Origin of the sequence: Variovorax guangxiensis, from assembly GCF_003952165.1 — a bacterium.
Lineage (GTDB): Bacteria > Pseudomonadota > Gammaproteobacteria > Burkholderiales > Burkholderiaceae_C > Variovorax > Variovorax guangxiensis.
In genome coordinates this window covers 269,795-287,820 of the sequence record NZ_RXFT01000004.1, presented here as the reverse complement: position 1 = coordinate 287,820, position 18,026 = coordinate 269,795, and the positions used below count along the sequence as shown (strand labels likewise).

Sequence of the window (18,026 nt, the reverse complement as noted above, 5' to 3'; positions counted from 1 at the left end):
GGCATATGATTCAAACGAAACCTTTTGCCCATTCGATTGAATATTTTTCATGCAGCCCGCCATGCAGCAATCGATCCTTGAAATACGCCACCTGCGCACGCTCATCGCGCTGCGCGACACCGGCAGCCTCGTGCGCGCCGCGCAGCTGCTCAACCTCACGCAATCGGCGCTGTCGCACCAGATCAAGCTGCTGGAAGACCGCTACGGCGCGCAGCTGTTCGAGCGCAAGTCGGTGCCGCCGCAGTTCAGCACCACCGGCCTGCGACTGCTTCAGCTGGCCGACACCGCGCTGCCGCTCATCGAGGAAGCCGAGCGCGACGTGGCCCGGCTTGCGCTCGGGCGCAGCGGCCAGCTGCGCATCGTGGTCGAGTGCCACACCTGCTTCGACTGGCTCATGCCAGCCATGGACGCCTTTCGCCAGCGCTGGCCCGAGATCGAACTCGACATCGTCTCGGGCTTCCACCCCGACCCGATCGCGCTGGTGATGCAGAACCGCGCCGAGGTGGCGATCGTGTCCGAGCAGGACCCCGGCGAAACCGTGGACTACCACGCGCTGTTCCGCTTCGAGATCGTGGCACTGCTGGCCAACGAACACCCGCTCGTTGCCAAGGCCTACCTCACGGCACGGCACTTCGCCGACCAGACGCTCATCACCTACCCGGTGCCCGACGATATGCTCGACATCGTGCGGCAGGTGCTCGGCCCCGCCGGCGTGGAGCCCGCGCACCGGCGCACCACCGAACTCACGGTCGCGATGCTGCAGCTGGTGGCCAGCGGGCGCGGCGTGGCGACGCTGCCGCTGTGGGCGGTGCAGAACTACCTGGACCGCGGCTATGTCACCGCGCGCCGCGTGGGCAGCAAGGGGCTGACCGGCCGGCTCTACATGGCGTGCACACAGGGCACCTCGGCACAGCCCTGGCTCGCCGACTTCGTGCGCATCACGCGCGAGAGCTGCTTCAAGAGCCTGCCGGGCATCGAGCTGCTGTAGCTGGCGCGCGCCAGAATCTGCCGTACACCGAACAGAGGAAAAAGGAAGACCGCATGGCTCTGAAAAAGAAAGGCCGCTACTGGTACGGCAACGGCCCTGAAGACACGCAAGCCGAGATCCAGCGCTACAGCAAGGCCAACAAGTACCCTGCCACCCGCTTCGCCGCATCGGCATGCATCTGCGGCCATCGCGTGTTCAGTCTGGAAAGCGACGAGGAGACTGGCGCAGCCCGCCGCACCTGTAGGGCCTGCGGCAATGTGCACCTGATGGGCGATAGCGCCGAATACGCGGACGAGGCCGAGTTCGGAGGCCACGAATGCGTGTGCGGCGAGGAAAGCTTCGAACTGGTGTCGGGCGTTGCGCTCTACGCCGAGAGCAACGACGTGCGCTGGTACTACCTCGGCTGCCGCTGCACCAGCTGCAGCCTCGTCGGCGTCTTCGCCGACTGGAAGTGCGAGGGCGGCGACGCCGAGGTCTTTCTCGCAGCGGTCTGAGCGCCGCCGTCGCCCATCGCCTCAGCGAGCCATGAACGGAAGGCCGCCACCTTCGGCCGTTCGTGGCTGGCCGGCGGATACACGAGGTGGTAGGCGAAGCCGTCGAGCAGTGCGGCCTTGAAGAGACGCACCAGCCTGCCCTCGGCCACGTCGCTCGCCACCAGTGCAGCCGGCAGCAAGGCGACGCCCTGCCCGGTCTGCACAGCCCCCAGCAAAAGGCCAGCATCGTCGAAGGACGGTCCGCGCACCGGGCCCGTATCGGCCACGCCCTGCGCCGCGAACCACAGGCGCCAGCCCTTGCGCTGCGCGTCGTTCACGCGCGGCCAGTGCAGCAGATCGGCTGGCTTCGCGGGCTTGCCCAGCTCGGCCACCAGCGAAGGCGCAGCAACGGGAACAACCTCGACGGTCAGCACGCATTGGCTGACGAGCCCCGGGTAATGGCCCGTGCCGTGGCGAATGGCGACATCCACGCCGTCGCGCGAGAAATCGGCCAGCGCGTTGCTCGCCTGCACCTGCAGGTCGATGTCGGGATGTGCCTTCTGGAATGACTTGAGCCTCGGCACCAGCCACGCCGAGGCGAAAAACGGCGTGGTGCTCACGGTGAGCAGGCCGCTCTCGGCGGGCACGGCCAGCTTCTGCGTCGCATCGCTGATCTGCCTGAACGCATTGCGCACCGGCGGCAGGTAGGCCTGGCCCGCGTCGGTCAGAAAGATGCCCCGGTTGACGCGGCGGAACAGCTGCACGCCCAGGTGCAGCTCCAGCGCCTTGACGAGCTGGCTCACGGCGCCCGGCGTCACGCAGAGCTCGTCGGCCGCGTTCTTCACCGACAGATGGCGCGCGGTGGCCTCGAAGGCGCGCAGTGCGTTGAGTGGCGGGAGCTAATGTTCCATCGTTTAGCCAGACTGATTCGAAAGAGGCAGAAATTCTGGTTTGTGCCGCAGACAGCAAAGGAGGAGTATCAGCATCCGCGTGGCCAGAACGAGTCTCGCGAGCTTAGATATTTTGATCCGGACACCCGCATGAAGACCACACCTCCGAGCCAGCCTTCTTCCGCATCGCAGCAAGGCGCGGGCCTTTTCCGAGGCTGGCTGGTGGTCGCGGGCGCCTTTGCCGTGACCTTCGTGGGCTTCGGCTGCGCCTACACCTTCAGCGCCTTTCTCGAATCGCTGCAGAAGGACTTCGGCGCCTCGCGCGGGTCGGTGTCGCTGGTGTTCTCGCTGGCGGGCTTTCTCTACTTCGGCCTCGGCGTGCTCAGCGGGCCGCTGGCCGACCGCTGGGGTTCGCGGCGGCTGGCCGTGGCGGGCATGGTGCTGGTGGGGCTGGGGCTTGCGCTCGCGGGGCAGGCACGGAGCCTGACGCAGATCTACCTCGCCTATGGGCTCGGCGTGGGCTTGGGCGTCGGCGCTTCGTACGTGCCGGTGCTGGGCGCGGTGCAGCGCTGGTTCGTCCGGCGGCGCGGTTTCGCTTCGGGGCTGGCGGTGAGCGGCATCGGCGTGGGCACGCTGGTGATGCCGCCGCTGGCATCGCTATTCATCGAGACGCTGGGCTGGCGCAACGCCTACCTGGCGCTGGGTGTGCTGGCGGTGGTGGTGGGCGTGGGCATGGCGCTGCTGATCGAGAACGACCCGCGCGACCGTGGCCTGGGGCCGGATGGCGATGCTCCCCTGCCTCAGGCCCAAACAGCCCGGCCCGAGGGCTTCACGGTGCGCGATGCCGTGCGCTCGCGGCGCTTCGCCGGCCTGTACGTAGCCTGCCTCATCAGCTCGTTCGGCCTGTTCGTGCCCTTCGTGCACCTGGTGCCCTATGCGCTGGACCACGGGGTGCCGAACGCGTCGGCGGTGCTGCTGCTGGGGGCCATCGGCGTGGGCAGCACGGCCGGGCGTTTCTTCCTGGGCGGGCTTGCCGACCGCATGGGGCGCGCGCAGACCATGCTGCTGATGTCCACCGGCATGGCGCTTTCGCTGCTGGTGTGGGCCTCATCGGACGGCTTCCGGGGGCTGGCGGTGTTCGCCTTCTTCTACGGCGCGTTCTACGGCGGCTTCGTCGCGCTGCTGCCGGCGCTGGTGATGGACTACTTCGGCGGGCGCAACATCAGCGCGATCATCGGCGTGCTCTACACCAGCGTGGCCTTCGGCACGCTGGTCGGTCCGGCCGCCGCGGGCTATGCCTTCGACATCAGCCGCAGCTACCTGCTGCCGATCTTGTTCAGCGTGGGAGCCAACCTGGTGGCGGCCGCCATCATGTGGACGATGTCGCGGATGGATGCCCGTGCAAAGCCGGCCACGGCCGGCGAACTGCGCTGTACAGTGGGGAAATGACACAACCGCAACCCGACGTTACCGTCAGCCCGCCTCCTTCACGGCAGATCGAGCAGATCGAACTCACCGAGACCCAGGCGTTCACGCGCGCCTGGGTTATGTTCGCGGTGCTGTTCGCTGTCGTGCTCGGCCTGCTGTGGCTGCTTCAGTCCCACTTCAGCTGAACCGGCAAGTGCGGGAGGCTCAGGAAGCCTTCTGCACCAGCTTCAGCACGCTCGAAAAATCGAGCGCGCCGTGGCCGGCGAGGCTGTGGGCCGCATACAGGCTGCGTGCCAGCCCGCCCAGCGGCGTGGCCGCACGCACGGCAGTGGCGTTCTCCTGAGCCAGCCCCAGGTCCTTGAGCATCAGGTCGGTGCCGAAGCCACCGGCATAGTTCTTCGAGGCGGGCGCGGTCTCCATCACGCCGGGCATCGGGTTGTACTTCTCCAGCGCCCAGTTGCCGCCCGAGCTGCGGCGCATGATTTCCGACAGCACCTTCGGATCGAGCCCGTTGGCCACGCCCAACGCCAGCGCTTCGGAAGTGCCGATCATCAGAATGCCCAACAGCATGTTGTTGCAGATCTTCGCGGTCTGCCCCGCTCCGGCCGCGCCGGCGTGGAAGATGTTCGCGCCCATCTTTTCGAGCACGGGACGCGCACGCTCCAGATCCTGTGTCTCGCCGCCGACCATGAAGGTCAGCGTGCCTGCGATGGCGCCGCCCGTGCCACCGGACACCGGCGCATCGATCATCGCGATGCCCTTGGCGGCAGCCGCTTCGGCGACCTTGCGCGAGGTGGCCGCCGCGATGGTGCTGCTGTCGATCACCAGCGAACCGGCGCGGATGCTCTCGAGCAGGCCGGGCTTGCCGGCACCGCCCAGGAACAGGCCCTCGACGTGCGCGCTGGCCGGCAGCATGCTGATGACGACCTCGGCATCGGCCACCGCCTCGGTGGCCGACTTGGCGATGGGCAGGCCATCCGCGCCGAACTTCGCGCAGGCCTCCTTCGAGAGGTCGAAGGCGGCGAGCGCGTGGCCGGCCTTGTGCAGGTTCATGGCCATCGGGCCGCCCATGTTGCCCAGGCCGATGAATGCGATCTTCATTGCTTTGTCTCCAGGTTGTTTGAATACGGGTTCAGAACGCAGAAGTCGCGAAGGTTTCGCAGAGGTCGCAGAAGAAACACAAAAACAGGTTTCTCCTTCGCGACTTCTGCGTAGCTTTTGTCTTCCTTCTGCGTTCGGCTGTCCGATTTACTTCAGCGATGCCAGCTCCGCCGGCATCTCGCCGCGCGGACGCAGGTGGTCTTCGATGAAGGCGGGCGTGATCTCCTCGAGCGTGGCCGGGCTCCAGCGCGGATTGCGGTCCTTGTCGACCAGCACCGCGCGGATGCCTTCGGCGAAGTCCTTGTGCGCGCAGAAACCGAGCGATGCCCAGTATTCGAGGCGGAACACCTCGGCCAGCGACATGCGCAGAACGCGCTGCCACAGCTCGAAGCTGAGCGCGGCCGAGCTGGGCGCGCCCTTGGCGAAGGTCTTGGCCGCGCTCTGCAGCCATGCGTCGTCGCTCTGCAGATCGCGCAGGCGCTTCGCGATGTCGAGCAGGTCGTCGCCCGCCATCAGCGCGTTGATGGTGTCGTAGTGCTCGCGCACCTTCGAGGCCGGCATCTCGGCACCCTCGCCCGCCTTGGCGAGGATGCGCGACAGCGTGGCGCGGTCGGCCTTGTTCTCGCCGGCCCACTTCGTCGAGGCGATGGCTTCCAGCACTTCGCTCTTGCGCTCCTGCGGCACCAGCACGTCGGCCAGCCCGCAGAAGATGGTGTCTGCCGCATTGACGTTGGCAGCCGTGAGCGCCAGGAACAGCCCCGTGCGGCCCGGCGTGCGGCGCAGGAACCAGCTGCCGCCCACGTCGGGGTACAGGCCGATGTTGATCTCGGGCATGGCGATGCGGCTTTGCAGCGTCATCACGCGGTGCGAGGCGCCGGCCAGCAGGCCCACGCCGCCGCCCATCACGATGCCGTGGCCCCAGCACAGGAAGGGCTTGGGGAAGGTGTGGATCAGGTAGTCGAGCTCGTACTCCTCGCGGAAGAAGTCTTCGGCGTAGGTGTTGCGCGCGGGGCCGCAGTCGAGCAGCGTCTGGTAGAGCTGGCGCAGGTCGCCGCCGGCGCAGAAGGCCTTGTCGCCCGCGGCCTGCAGCAGCACGCCGACGATACCGGCATCACCGGCCCATTCGCGCAGCTTCGGGGTGAGCAGGCGCACCATGTCCACCGACAGCGCGTTGAGCGAAGCCGGTGCGTTGAGCGTGGCCACTGCGAAGCGCTGGCCGCCGGCGGTCTTGATTTCGTCGAAGAGAACTACTGAGTCAGTCATGTTTTGGGGTTGCTTGAATACGGGAACCGAACGCAGAGACCGCAAAGGTTTCGCAAAGGTCGCAGAAGGAATATCAATTTTCTTTTGTCTTTTCTGCGACCTTTGCGAAACCTTCGCGACTTCTGCGTTCTGAAGTTGGGCTTCAGCGGATGTCGCTGTCCCCTTCCAGCAATTTTCGCGCAACGATCACGCGCATGATCTCGTTGGTGCCTTCGAGGATCTGGTGCACGCGCGTATCGCGCACCAGGCGCTCCAGCGGGAACTCGCCCAGGTAGCCGTAGCCGCCGTGCAGCTGCAGCGCGTCGTTGCAGACGTTGAAGCCCGCGTCGGTCGCGAAGCGCTTGGCCATCGCGCAAAAGGTGCTGGCGTCGGCATGGCCGGCGTCGAGCTTCGAGGCTGCGAGCCGCACCATCTGCCGCGCCGCGACCAGTTCGGTCGCCATGTCGGCCAGCTTGAACTGCAGCGCCTGGAAGCTCGCCAGCGGCTTGCCGAACTGCTGGCGCTCGTGCAGGTAGCGGCGCGCCGCGTCGAGCGCGCCCTGCGCCGCGCCCACCGAACAGGTCGCGATGTTGATGCGCCCGCCGTCCAGGCCCTTCATGGCGATGCGGAAGCCCTCGCCTTCCTTGCCCAGCAGGTTCTGCGCGGGAACGCGAACGTTGTCGAAGCTGATGGTGCGCGTGGGCTGGCTGTTCCAGCCCATCTTGTGCTCCTTCTTGCCGTAGCTGATGCCCGGCGCGTCGGCCGGCACCGCGAAGGCCGATATGCCACTGGCGCCAGCGCCGCCCGTGCGCGCCATCAGCACCAGCACGTCGGTCGAGCCCGCACCGGAGATGAAGGCCTTGCCGCCGTTGATGACGTACTCGGCGCCCTGCAGCTCCGCGCGCGTCTTGAGCGAGCCGGCGTCGGAGCCCGCGCCCGGCTCGGTCAGGCAGTAGGAGGCCAGCTTGCGCCCGCTCGTCAGGTCCTCGCCCCACTGCTGCGCCACTGCGTCGGTCGCCCAGGTGCCGAGCATCCACGTCGCCATGTTGTGGATGGTGATGAAGGCGGTGGTCGAGGGGTCGACCGCGGCCATCTCCTCGAACACCAGCGCGGAATCGAGCCGCGGCAGGCCAAGGCCGCCGATGCGCTCGGGCGCATACAGCCCGCAGAAGCCCAGCTCGCCGGCCTTGGCGATGGCCTCTCTCGGAAAGATGGCTTCCGCGTCCCACTGCGCCGCATGCGGCGCGAACTCGGCCTGTGCAAAGTCGCGCGCCGTCTCGGCGAAGGCGCGCTGCTCCTCGGAAAGTTCGAAGTCCATCCGCCGGACTTCTTATTTGAGGCTGATGGTCGTGTTCACGCCGTGCGAGACGGTGCTGTCGTCGAACCAGCGAGCCGTCACCGTCTTGGTCTGCGTATAGAACAGCACCACCTGCTTGCCGTAGGGGCCCAAGTCGCCGAGCTTCGACGCGCGCGAGCCCGTGAACGAGAACATCGGAACTGGCACCGGGATCGGCACGTTGATGCCCACCTGGCCCACGTCTATGTCTTCCTGGAAGCGGCGCGCCGCGGCACCCGACTGCGTGAAGATCGCGGTGCCGTTGCCGTTCGGGTTGCTGTTGATCAGATCGATGGCCTCGTCGATGTTCTCGGCGTCGGCGATGCACAGCACGGGGCCGAAGATTTCCTGGTCGTAGATCGTCATGCCGGGCTTCACGCCGGTGAAGATCGTCGGGCCTACGAAGTTGCCCTTCTCGTAGCCGGGCACCGTGGGCTTGCGGCCGTCGAGCACCAGCTTGGCGCCGTCGGCTTCGCCGCGTTCGATGAGGCTGTTCACGCGGTCGTAAGCGGCGCAGGAGACCAGCGGGCCCACGTCCACGCCCTTGTCGACGCCGGCGCCGACCTTCAGCGTCTTCGCCTTCTCGATGAGTTCGGGCACCCAGTTGCGCGCCTCGCCCACCAGCACCGCCACCGACACCGCCATGCAGCGCTGGCCCGCGGCGCCGAAGCTCGCGCCGGCCAGCGCGTTGAGCGTCTGCTCCTTGTTTGCGTCGGGCATCACGATGGCGTGGTTCTTCGCACCCATCATGCATTGCACGCGCTTGCCGGCCAGAGTGGCGCGGTTGTAGACGTGCGTGCCGACCTTGGTGGAGCCCACGAAGCTGATCGCCTTGATGTCCTTGTGGTCGCAGATGCCGTTGACGATGGCTTCACCGCCATGCACCACGTTCAGCACGCCGGGCGGAACACCGGCTTCGAGCGCCAGTTCGCACAGGCGCATGGTGACCATCGGGTCCTGCTCGGAGGGTTTCAGCACGAAGGTGTTGCCGGTGACGATGGCCATCGGGAACATCCACAGCGGAATCATGGCCGGGAAGTTGAACGGCGTGATGCCGGCGCACACGCCCAGCGGCTGCAGCAGCGTGTAGGTGTCGACGCCGTTGGCCACGTTGTTGGCCAGCTCGCCCAGCTGCAGGTTGCCGATGTTCGATGCGTGCTCGACCACTTCGAGGCCGCGGAACACATCGCCTTCCGCGTCGGGCAGCGTCTTGCCCTGCTCGGCCGTGAGGATCGCGGCGAGCTCGCCCATGTTCTCGCGGATGAGCTGCTGCAGCTTGAGGAAGATGCGCGCGCGGGCGCCGATGGGCGTCTTGCGCCAGGTCTTGAAGGCCTCCTTGGCGGAAGCGACTGCCGCGTCGAGCTCTGCCTGCGTGGCGAAGGGCACGCGCGCCAGCACTTCCTGCGTGGCGGGGTTGACGACGTCGCGCCATTCGGTGGTCTTCGATTCGACCAGCTTGCCGCCGATCAGCAGCTTGACGGTGGCGACCTGGGTCGAGGGCGTGGTGGTGGCGTCCATGGGGTTTGTCTCCTGTGAATCCTGTGAAAGCGGCGCCGGACGAGCCGGGGCGGTGACGCATCCTAGCTTTGCAGATTTGCCATGACAATAGACAAAATTGCGCGGCGACTTTGCAAAAATGCAAAGCCTTCCATTCGAGACCACCCGAGGCACGAAAGCACATGGACTGGGACAACCTGCGGTACTTCCTGGAGCTGGCCCGCTCGGGCACGCTGATGAGCGCGGCGCGGCGGCTGGAGGTCGACCACACCACGGTGGCGCGCCGCATCCAGGCACTCGAAAAGGAAGTCGGGGCGCCACTGTTCTCGCGCGAATCGGGCGGCCACCGGCTCACCGAGGCGGGCCGCAGGCTGCAGCCGCAGGTCGAGGCGATGGAGAGCGCGTTCCAGGCTGTGGAAAGCACCGCGCCGGCCTCGCAGGAAGGTCTTTCGGGGTTGGTGCGCATCGGCGCCACCGAGGGCTTCGGCACGGTTGTGCTGGCACCGCAGCTCGCGCTGTTCGCGGTGCGGCATCCGAAGCTCACCATCGACCTGCTGGCCATGCCGCGCCTCGTGCACCTGTCGCGGCGCGAGGCCGACATCGTGATCTCGCTCGAACGCCCGGCGCGCGGGCCGGTGGTGGTCGCCAAGCTCACCGACTACACGCTGCGCCTGTACGCGTCGAAGCAGTACCTGTCGGCGCACAAGCCCATCCGCACGCGTGAGGACCTGCGCGGCCACACTTTCATCAGCTACGTGGACGACCTGCTCTTCAGCAAGGAGCTGCAGTACCTCGACGAACTGCACCGCCCCGACGCCTTCGCGCTGCGCAGCACCAGCGTGCTCGCGCAGCACAGCGCGGTGGCGGCGGGCGCGGGCATCGCGGTGCTGCCGGCCTTCATCGCCGAACACGACACCGCGCTGCGCCCCGTGCTGCCGGGGCAGACGAACTTCACGCGCACCTTCTGGATGTCGATGCCGGCGGAGACCAAGCACCTCGCGCGCATGCAGGCGGTGTGGAACTTCCTGCGCGAGACGGTGCAGGAGCAGCAGCCGCTGTTGCTCCTGCAGCCGCCCGGCGAAGAAAATGGCGCAAGCGGCCCGCCGCAGCGCCCGGCCCGCCCGCGCAAGCCACCAACCCCGTAACGAGCAACGCGAACCCCGACACGGAGACACGCCCCATGCCACGCCACCGCCCCGCCCGCCTCGAACACATCGCCGGCATCGGCGTCGACCGCATGGGCGCGATCGCCGACGACGCCGACGGTCCGCCCTTCCTTCGGCTGGAGAACCTCGACGTCGACATCCCGCCCGACCCCGAGGCCGTCGCGCGCACTTTGCACGCGGCATCGTTCGACCCGGACAACAGCTACCTGCCCTTCGTCGGCCAATCGCGCCTGCGCGACGTGGCGGCGCGGCATGTGTCGGCGCTCTCGGGCGTGGAATACAGCGGCGCGCGCAACTGCGTGATCTCGGCCGGCGGCCTCTCGGGCATCCTCAATGCGCTGCTCGCCACCGTCGAGGTCGGCGACGAGGTGCTGGTAACCGACCCGACCTACGCGGGCCTGCTCAACCGCATCCGCCTCGCGGGCGGCACGCCGAAGTACGTGCCCTTCAGGTTCACGCCCGGCGGCGAGTGGAAGCTCGACCGCGAGGCGCTGCAGCAGGCCATCGGCCCGCGCGTGCGCACCATGCTGCTGATGTCGCCCTCGATGCCCACAGGCGGCTGCTTCGACGAGGAGGACTGGCGCGCCATCGCCGCGCTGTGCGTGCGGCACGACCTCACGCTGATCCTCGACACCGCGATGGAGCGCCTGCTGTACGACGGCCGCAAGGTCATCCACCCGGCTGGCCTGCCCGGCATGGCCGAACGCACCATCACCGTGGGCTCATCCGCCAAAGAGTTGCGCATGATCGGCTGGCGCGTGGGCTGGACAGTGGCGCCCGAGAGCTACATGCCCGACCTCGTGGCCGTGTCGCTCGCCAACGTGGTGGTGCCGGTGGGCATCGCGCAGGACGCGGTGGCGACTGCACTGGAGCAATCGGCACACACGCTCGCGTCCTACGTGGCCGAACTGGAGCGACGGCGCGACACCGTGCTCGACGAGCTCAAGGGCCTGCCGGTGGGCGTACCCGGCGGCGGCTGGTCGCTGCTGCTGCGCGCCAGCGACTTCGGCATCGACGGGCAGACGCTGTCGGAACGCCTGCTGGCGCACCGCGTCTGCGCCACCGCGATGAAGGGCTGGGGAGAGACGCACGGTGCGCAGTACCTGCGCTTCGTGTTCTCCAACGAGCCTGTGGAGCGGCTGCGGGGGTTGGGGGACAAGGTGCGGGCGGCGCTGAGGGCCTAGCAGTTCAGGGCGCAGGTCGTCGAGGTCGATGCAAGCCATGCGCGCGGCGTCTCACGCCCAATGACAAAGGGCCGCGAAAGCGGCCCTTGCAAACTGCCGGGTTGCGGCTGCCCTTACTGGATCAACTTGGCGCCCGTCTTGGCCTGCAGCGCGTCGAAGGTGACGCCAGGCGCCAGCTCGACGACCTTCAGGCCCTCGGGCGCCACGTCCATCACGGCCAGGTCGGTGATGATGCGGTCGACCACGCCCACGCCGGTCAGCGGCAGAGTGCACTTCTCGAGGATCTTCAGGTCCTCGGTGCCGTCCTTCTTCTTCGCGACGTGCTCCATCAGCACGATCACGCGCTTCACGCCGGCCACGAGGTCCATGGCGCCGCCCATGCCCTTGACCATCTTGCCGGGGATCATCCAGTTGGCGAGGTCGCCCTTGGTGCTGACCTGCATCGCGCCCAGGATCGACAGGTTGATCTTGCCGCCGCGGATCATCGCGAAGCTGTCATGGCTGCCGAAGATGGCCGAGCCGGGCAGCGTGGTGACGGTCTGCTTGCCGGCGTTGATGAGGTCGGCGTCGACCTGGTCCTCGGTGGGGAACGGGCCGATGCCGAGCATGCCGTTCTCGCTCTGCAGCCACACTTCCTTGTCGCCGGTGTGATTGGCCACCAGCGTCGGGATGCCGATGCCGAGGTTGACGTAGAAGCCGTCTTCGAGTTCTTGCGCGGCGCGGGCCGCCATCTGGTCTTGGGTCCAGGGCATCTCAGGCTCCTTCTTTCTTGTTGACGACCTTGGCGGGCACTTCGCTGCCTGCGGCGGCAGCAGCGGCGATGGCGGTCTGGGCCTCGACCTTCGCGGCGGCGGCATCAACCGATGCGCTCACGGTGCGCTTCTCGATGCGCTTCTCGGGGTTCGCGTTGAGCACGATGCGGTGCACGTAGATGCCTGGCAGGTGGATGTCGTCGGGGGCCAGCTCGCCCACCTCGACGATCTTCTCGACCTCGACGATGCAGATCTTGCCGGCCATGGCGGCGGCCGGGTTGAAGTTGCGCGCCGTCAGGCGGAAGCGCAGGTTGCCCGACTTGTCGGCCACGTCGGCCTTCACCAGCGCCACGTCGGGCACCAGCGAGCGTTCCATGACGTAGGTCTCGCCGTCGAACTCGCGCAGCTCCTTGCCTTCGGCAACCTGGGTGCCCACGCCGGTCTTGGTGAAGAAGGCCGGAATGCCGGCGCCGCCGGCGCGCAGTTTCTCGGCCAGCGTGCCCTGCGGCGTGAACTCGAGGGCCAGTTCGCCCGCCAGATACTGGCGCTCGAACTCCTTGTTCTCGCCGACGTAGGACGCGATCATCTTCTTGATCTGGCGCGTCTCCAGCAGCTTGCCGAGGCCGAAACCGTCGACGCCCGCGTTGTTGGAGATGACGGTGAGGTTCTGCACGCCGGAGTCCTTGAGCGCGTCGATCAGCGCTTCAGGAATGCCGCAGAGGCCGAAGCCGCCGACCGCGAGCATCTGCCCGTCGGCGACGACTCCCTTGAGTGCCGCGTCAGCGGTGGGAAAAATCTTGTTCACTCGTGCTCCTTGATGGATGAATGAGAGAGGTGGAAGCAGGAAAAAAGCCGGAGGAAGAGGCCTGAACGATACTACGTACCCGCATACGTAGTATTTCGTAATGGTGACCCCCGATGCCCGAGATCGATTACCGGCTGGCCTTTGAACACGCCCCCGTCGGCATGGTGGTGTCGAGCAACCGCACCATCGTGGCGTGCAACCTGCGCGTTTGCGAGATCTTCGGCGCAACGCCCTCCGCGCTGGTCGGGCATTCGTTCAGCATCCTCTACCCCAGCGTGGCCGAGTTCGAGCGCATCGGCAAGCGCATGGAGCCCTTTCTGAATGCCAGCGGGCACTACGCCGACAACCGCATGATGAAACGGCTCGGCGGGCTGCACGGCGCCATCGCCGGCGAAACCTTCTGGTGCCACGTCACCGGCCACGCCATGAACCGCGCCGCCCCGCACGAGGCCGGCATCTGGACCTTCGAGGACCTGGGCTCGCGCCGCGCCGTGAAGGCAGAGCTCACGCCACGCGAGCGCGAGGTGGCCGCGCAGGTGATGCGCGGGCTGACTTCGAAGGAGATCGGCAAGGCGCTGGGCATCAGCCACCGCACGGTGGAACTGCACCGGGCCCGGCTGATGCGCAAGTACGCGGCCGCGACCACGGCCGAGCTGGTGCAGAAGCTGATCGCCGGCTAATCGGCGAGCTCGATGCGCAGGCGCACCATGTCGCGCAGCACGATGCCGTCCTGCTTCTGCAGCCTGCCGCCGGCTGCGCGGCGCACGAAGAAGTCGCGATCCACCCCGGCGATGCGGAAGCCGAAGCGCTGGTAGAAGGCCAGCTCGCGCAGGCTGCTGTTGCCCGTGCCGACTTCGAGCAGGTGTGCGCCCCGTTCCACGGCCAGCGCCTTCGCCTTGCGCAGCAGCGCCGTGCCCACACCCTGGCCGCGCAGATCGGCGCTCACCGCGATGTTCATGATCTCCCAGGTGCCGATGCGGGTTTCGAGCAGCACCATCTGGCCGACGGCCCGGCCGGCAGCTTCCGCCAGCCAGAGCTCGCCGCGCGACAGGTACTTGCGGATCTCGGCGCGCGGGCCATCGGCGGCCAGCAGCAGCGGCCATGGGGTCGAGTCGTCGGGGGTGGCACGGCGTATCCGCGGCCGGAGCGCCGCCTTCTTGCTCGTCATCTATTTCTGTCTGCTTTCATCGGTTGTCGGCGCCGGATTCTCGCGCCACACGAAGCGTCGCCGATCCGCAGAACCAGCCTGAAGTTCCGGCCGAACGCCGACGGATCGTTGCGAAAACGGAAACGCCGTGTCCTCGAAACGCCCGCGCCACGGCAGGCTGCGAAGCCTATCGTGGAGGCCATCAAGGGCAACAAGCCCGCAACCACACAGGAGTCCGAAATGTCCACACCCATCCATTCCGAACGCAGCCTTCTGCTTCAGACGCGGGCTTCCGTCGCCCGCGCCCATGCGCTCGCCGTGCGGAAGCTGCCCGTCGCGATGACGCTCTCCGCGATCATCCTGTCGATCATCAACGTCAAGCTGTAGCCGGTCGTATCCGTGGCAGGTCGGGCGGAGGGCACCGGCACCATGAGGCCCGATCAATCGGGCTTGATGTCAGCCGACTTGATCACCTTCGACCATGCAGCCAACTCTTGGTCGACGAATTTCGCCAGCGTCGGCGGGTCCATGTAGGTCGCGAAGGCGCCTTGCTCGTCCACCTTCCTGCGGAAGGCTTCGCTCTCCACGATCTTGCGGAGTTCCGCGCTGAGCCTGTTGACGACCTCGGGCGGCGTCTTCGCCGGCGCGAACACCGCGAACCACGATTCCACCTCGTAGCCCGGCAGTCCCGCCTCGGCCGAGGTCGGCACGTCGGGCATCGACGGATGCCGCTTGCTGCCCGTGTACGCCAGCGGCTTGATGCGCCCACCCGCGAAATGGCCGATGACCGAGGGCGGCGTGGTGATGAACATGTCGACGTTGCCCGAGATCAGGTCGTTGATCGCCGGCCCCGAGCCCTTGTAAGGCACGTGTGTCATCGCCTGTTTCGTCTGCCGCGACAGCAGTTCGCCCGCGATGTGCTGGATCGAGCCGTTGCCCGAGGACGCGAAGAAGAGCCCGCCCTCCTTCTTCTTGCCGTACTCGATGAGTTCCTTCATCGACTTCACCGGCAGCTTGCCGCTCACCGCGACCACGTGCGGCGCGCGCATCACCATCGCCACCGGCACGAAGTCCTTGGTGGGGCTCCACCGGATGTTCGGGTAGAGCGAGGGATTGCCGACGTGGTAGCCCGAATACTGCATCAACAGCGTGTAGCCATCGGGCGCGGCGCGCGCCACGAACTCGGTGCCGATGTTGCCGCTGGCGCCGGGCTTGTTGTCGATGACGACAGGCTGGCCCAGCGCGCGCTGCAGCGGGTCGCCGACCAGCCGCGCCATGATGTCGGTCGAGCCGGCCGGCGCGGTCGGCACGACCATGGTGATCGGTTTCGAGGGCCAGGCGTCGGCGGCGGTTGCGGCGGTTGCGGCCGAACCGGATAGCACGAGGCCGACCGCGAGAAGGCGGTGGATGGGTTTCATGGTTTGTCTCCGGTGGTTTTGTATTGCTGGCTGTTCTTGGGGCTTCGCCTCAGGGCGACAGCTCCGAGATCTCGATCAGGTTCAGGTCGGGGTCGCGCACATAGACCGAACGGATGCGCGAGGTGGCTCCCGTGCGCATCACCGGCCCTTCGAGGATCGGCACACCCTTCTCGCCGAGCCGCGCGACGACCTCGTCGAGCGGCACGCTGGCGATGAAGCACAGGTCCAGCGAGCCGGGCGTCGGCAGCTGCGCCTTGGGCTCGAACTCGTGGCCCTTCACATGCAGGTTGATCTTCTGGTTGCCGAAGCGAAAGGCCTTGCGGCCGGCGCCGAAGCTCTCCAGCGACATGCCCATCACGTCGACATAGAAGCGGATGCAGGCTTCCTCGTGCGAGGTGGTCAGCACGAGGTGGTCCAGGTGGTCGATCATGGTTGCAGCTCCTTGTGTGCTTGGCCGCGCTCCCGGGCGCGGATGACGATGTCGTCGAAGTCCGGCGGGGGCGCATGCCGCGTCAGCCGATGGCCTGCGCGCGAGACCTGGGCCGGCAACTCGTGCCGCACCAGCGCTTCCAGTTCCGCCGCAGTGGCGATCAGGCCCTCCAGGTGCATGCCGGTGTCATAGCCCATGCACTGCAGCATGTGGACCACGTCCTCGGTCGCCACATTGCCTGTCGCACCCGGCGCGTAGGGGCAGCCGCCGATGCCTCCGAGCGACATGTCGAGCCGGCGGATGCCGGCCTCCACCGCCGCCACGGTATTCACGAGGCCCATGCCGCGCGTGTTGTGGAAGTGGGCCGTCCATTCCAGCGCCTGGTGGCTCGCCAGCACGGATTCGCAGAGCTCCCGCACCTGCGTCGGATAGGCCATGCCCGTCGTGTCGCACAGCGTGATGCCCTGCACCTCGAGCGCGGCGAAGCGGTCGATCCAGCCTTGCACCGTCGCGAACGGCACTTCGCCTTCCATCGGGCAACCGAACACGCACGACAGCGACACGTTCACCGGCACCCCGGCCTTCTTCGCCAGCGCGATGACGCCGGCCAGCTGCGCGAACGACTGCTCCCTCGTCATGCGCAGGTTGGCGAGGTTGTGCGTCTCGCTCACCGACATGACGATATTGAACTCGTCGATGCGGCTCTCCAGCGCGCGCTCCGCCCCTCGCAGGTTTGGCACCAGCGCGGTGTAGACCAGGCCTGGCCGGCGGGCGATGCGATTCATCACCTCCTCGCCATCGCGCAGTGCGGGAATCGCCTTCGCAGAGGTGAACGACGTGACTTCGATCTTCGCGTAGCCCAGGCCGCTGAGCCGGTCGATCAGCGCGATCTTGTCGTCCGAGGGAATGAAGCGGCTCTCCATCTGGAAGCCGTCGCGCATCGCGACCTCGTTGATGAACAGCCGCGTGCCGTTGCCCGCTTTCATGCCGCCACTCCTTCCACGCGCCGCGCCGGCCATCCGGCACAGCGCAGATCGCCGTCATGCTCGCCCAGCCGTGGCGCGGGGTGCGCGATGCGCCCCGGCGTGGCGCTGAGCTTGGGCACCACGCCCGGCACCTTCAGCGTGCTGCCGTCGGAGGTCGGCGCCTCCACGATCATCCCGCGCGCCAGGTACTGCGGGTCGCTCGCGATGTCGGCCACCGTGTAGATGCGCCCGACCGGCACGCCCGCTGCATCGAGCGCGGCCAGCACCTCGTCGCGGCTGCGCTGCAGCGTCCATGCCTCGATGGCGGCGTCGATCTCATCCACGCGCTGCACGCGGCCGTCGTTGTGCACCAGCCCGGGGTCGTTCTCCAGGTCCTCGCGGCCGATGGCGCGCATCAACCGGCGGAAGATGCTGTCGCCGTTGCCGGCCACCAGCACGTACTGCCCGTCCTCGCAGCGGTAGGCGTTGGTCGGCGCGATGCCGGGCAGCGCGCTGCCGGCGCGCTCGCGCACGGCACCGAAGGCGTCGTACTCTGGCAGCAGGCTTTCCATCACGTTGAACACCGACTCGTAGAGCGCCACGTCGATGAACTGGCCTTCGCCGCCATGCGCCGTGCGGTGGTGCAGCGCGGTCAGCACGCCGATCACGCCATGCAGCGCCGCCAGCGTGTCTCCCAGAGACACCCCCACGCGCACCGGCACACGGCCCGGCTCGCCGCTCAGGTAGCGCAGCCCGCCCATCGATTCGCCGAGCACACCGAAGCCGGGCTTGTCGCGGTAGGGCCCGGTCTGCCCGTAGCCCGAGATGCGCAGCATGATGAGCCGGGGGTTCAGCGCATGCAGCGCCTCCCAGCCCAGGCCCCAGCCTTCGAGCGTGCCGGGCTTGAAGTTCTCGATCAGCACGTCGGCTTCGAGTGCCAGTGCGCGCACGGCCTCCTGTCCCTCGGGGCTGCGCAGGTCCAGGCACACCGAGCGCTTGTTGCGCGACTGGACCTCCCACCACGCCGAGGTACCGTTGTCGCGCAACAGCCGCCACTTGCGCAGCGGGTCGCCGACGCCGGCCGGCTCGACCTTGATCACGTCGGCGCCGAACTCCGCCAGCGTCTTGCCGGCGAAGGGGCCGGCGATGAGCTGGCCGAGCTCCAGCACCTTCAGGCCTTCGAGTGCATTCATGTCCGCGTCCG

General features: G+C 67.5%; 20 protein-coding genes. 8 read left to right on the top strand and 12 right to left on the bottom strand.

The features are described 5' to 3' along the window. Positions 1-61: 61 nt before the first annotated feature. Together EJP67_RS12185 and EJP67_RS12180 are read left to right on the top strand one after the other, a co-directional pair. Positions 62-988: a LysR family transcriptional regulator gene (locus EJP67_RS12185; RefSeq protein ID WP_126021969.1), complete on the top strand. Its 927-nt coding sequence runs from the start codon at positions 62-64 to the stop codon at positions 986-988. Between the two features lie 53 nt (positions 989-1,041). Further along, the gene (locus tag EJP67_RS12180) at positions 1,042-1,482 is read left to right on the top strand and encodes a hypothetical protein (protein ID WP_126021968.1); all 441 of its coding nucleotides are present in this window, start codon (positions 1,042-1,044) and stop codon (positions 1,480-1,482) included. On the opposite strand, the gene EJP67_RS12175 is transcribed toward EJP67_RS12180, so the two are convergent. Beyond that, entirely contained in the window at positions 1,383-2,306 is a 924-nt protein-coding gene (locus EJP67_RS12175) for a LysR substrate-binding domain-containing protein (RefSeq protein WP_420824264.1), read from the bottom strand. The genes EJP67_RS12180 and EJP67_RS12175 overlap by 100 nt on opposite strands. 195 nt (positions 2,307-2,501) lie before the next feature. Between EJP67_RS12175 and EJP67_RS12170 the strand changes: the two genes are divergently transcribed. Further along, complete coding sequence (locus EJP67_RS12170; RefSeq protein WP_126021967.1) at positions 2,502-3,800, top strand: MFS transporter; 1,299 nt, start codon at positions 2,502-2,504, stop codon at positions 3,798-3,800. Continuing rightward, on the top strand, positions 3,797-3,964 hold the full coding sequence (locus EJP67_RS33610; protein WP_165909621.1) for a hypothetical protein: 168 nt from the start codon (positions 3,797-3,799) through the stop codon (positions 3,962-3,964). The genes EJP67_RS12170 and EJP67_RS33610 overlap by 4 nt, the downstream gene beginning before the upstream one ends. 19 nt (positions 3,965-3,983) lie before the next feature. On the opposite strand, the gene mmsB is transcribed toward EJP67_RS33610, so the two are convergent. The 4 genes from mmsB to EJP67_RS12150 form a co-directional block, all read right to left on the bottom strand. Continuing rightward, on the bottom strand, positions 3,984-4,880 hold the full coding sequence (gene mmsB / locus EJP67_RS12165) for a 3-hydroxyisobutyrate dehydrogenase (protein WP_126021966.1): 897 nt from the start codon (positions 4,878-4,880) through the stop codon (positions 3,984-3,986). A 147-nt stretch (positions 4,881-5,027) separates the two neighbouring features. Continuing rightward, positions 5,028-6,143, bottom strand: a complete 1,116-nt coding sequence (locus tag EJP67_RS12160) for an enoyl-CoA hydratase/isomerase family protein (protein ID WP_126021965.1) — start codon at positions 6,141-6,143, stop codon at positions 5,028-5,030. Positions 6,144-6,285: 142 nt separating this feature from the next. Further along, the gene (locus tag EJP67_RS12155) at positions 6,286-7,440 is read right to left on the bottom strand and encodes an acyl-CoA dehydrogenase family protein (protein WP_126021964.1); all 1,155 of its coding nucleotides are present in this window, start codon (positions 7,438-7,440) and stop codon (positions 6,286-6,288) included. Positions 7,441-7,452: 12 nt separating this feature from the next. After that, on the bottom strand, positions 7,453-8,976 hold the full coding sequence (locus EJP67_RS12150; RefSeq protein WP_126021963.1) for a CoA-acylating methylmalonate-semialdehyde dehydrogenase: 1,524 nt from the start codon (positions 8,974-8,976) through the stop codon (positions 7,453-7,455). A gap of 161 nt (positions 8,977-9,137) precedes the next feature. Between EJP67_RS12150 and EJP67_RS12145 the strand changes: the two genes are divergently transcribed. Together EJP67_RS12145 and EJP67_RS12140 are read left to right on the top strand one after the other, a co-directional pair. Beyond that, positions 9,138-10,100, top strand: a complete 963-nt coding sequence (locus tag EJP67_RS12145; protein WP_126021962.1) for a LysR family transcriptional regulator — start codon at positions 9,138-9,140, stop codon at positions 10,098-10,100. Positions 10,101-10,135: 35 nt separating this feature from the next. Next, complete coding sequence (locus tag EJP67_RS12140) at positions 10,136-11,305, top strand: pyridoxal phosphate-dependent aminotransferase (protein WP_126021961.1); 1,170 nt, start codon at positions 10,136-10,138, stop codon at positions 11,303-11,305. A gap of 113 nt (positions 11,306-11,418) precedes the next feature. Here EJP67_RS12140 and EJP67_RS12135 read toward each other — a convergent pair whose 3' ends face one another. Then, positions 11,419-12,057, bottom strand: a complete 639-nt coding sequence (locus tag EJP67_RS12135; RefSeq protein ID WP_126021960.1) for a 3-oxoacid CoA-transferase subunit B — start codon at positions 12,055-12,057, stop codon at positions 11,419-11,421. A gap of 1 nt (position 12,058) precedes the next feature. Continuing rightward, the gene (locus EJP67_RS12130) at positions 12,059-12,862 is read right to left on the bottom strand and encodes a CoA transferase subunit A (protein ID WP_126021959.1); all 804 of its coding nucleotides are present in this window, start codon (positions 12,860-12,862) and stop codon (positions 12,059-12,061) included. A gap of 113 nt (positions 12,863-12,975) precedes the next feature. On the opposite strand from EJP67_RS12130, the gene EJP67_RS12125 reads away from it, so the two are divergent. Then, complete coding sequence (locus EJP67_RS12125) at positions 12,976-13,542, top strand: LuxR C-terminal-related transcriptional regulator (protein WP_126021958.1); 567 nt, start codon at positions 12,976-12,978, stop codon at positions 13,540-13,542. On the opposite strand, the gene EJP67_RS12120 is transcribed toward EJP67_RS12125, so the two are convergent. After that, the gene (locus EJP67_RS12120; protein ID WP_126021957.1) at positions 13,539-14,030 is read right to left on the bottom strand and encodes a GNAT family N-acetyltransferase; all 492 of its coding nucleotides are present in this window, start codon (positions 14,028-14,030) and stop codon (positions 13,539-13,541) included. The two genes, EJP67_RS12125 and EJP67_RS12120, sit on opposite strands and share 4 nt — an antisense overlap. Positions 14,031-14,249: 219 nt before the next feature. Between EJP67_RS12120 and EJP67_RS33605 the strand changes: the two genes are divergently transcribed. Beyond that, positions 14,250-14,396: a hypothetical protein gene (locus EJP67_RS33605; RefSeq protein WP_165909620.1), complete on the top strand. Its 147-nt coding sequence runs from the start codon at positions 14,250-14,252 to the stop codon at positions 14,394-14,396. A 53-nt stretch (positions 14,397-14,449) separates the two neighbouring features. On the opposite strand, the gene EJP67_RS12115 is transcribed toward EJP67_RS33605, so the two are convergent. Genes EJP67_RS12115 through EJP67_RS12100 form a run of 4 tightly spaced genes read right to left on the bottom strand, consistent with a single transcriptional unit; the run spans position 14,450 to position 18,015 of the window. Beyond that, entirely contained in the window at positions 14,450-15,427 is a 978-nt protein-coding gene (locus tag EJP67_RS12115) for a Bug family tripartite tricarboxylate transporter substrate binding protein (protein ID WP_126021956.1), read from the bottom strand. A 49-nt stretch (positions 15,428-15,476) separates the two neighbouring features. After that, positions 15,477-15,857 carry a VOC family protein gene (locus tag EJP67_RS12110; protein ID WP_126021955.1) on the bottom strand — a complete coding sequence of 127 codons (381 nt, stop codon included), beginning with the start codon at positions 15,855-15,857 and terminating at the stop codon, positions 15,477-15,479. Next, entirely contained in the window at positions 15,854-16,843 is a 990-nt protein-coding gene (locus EJP67_RS12105) for a hydroxymethylglutaryl-CoA lyase (RefSeq protein ID WP_126021954.1), read from the bottom strand. Before EJP67_RS12105 ends, EJP67_RS12110 begins: the two co-directional genes overlap by 4 nt. Continuing rightward, positions 16,840-18,015 (bottom strand): CaiB/BaiF CoA transferase family protein, encoded by a 1,176-nt coding sequence (locus tag EJP67_RS12100; protein ID WP_126021953.1) that lies wholly within the window; start codon positions 18,013-18,015, stop codon positions 16,840-16,842. The genes EJP67_RS12105 and EJP67_RS12100 overlap by 4 nt, the downstream gene beginning before the upstream one ends. Between the last annotated feature and the right edge of the window lie 11 nt (positions 18,016-18,026).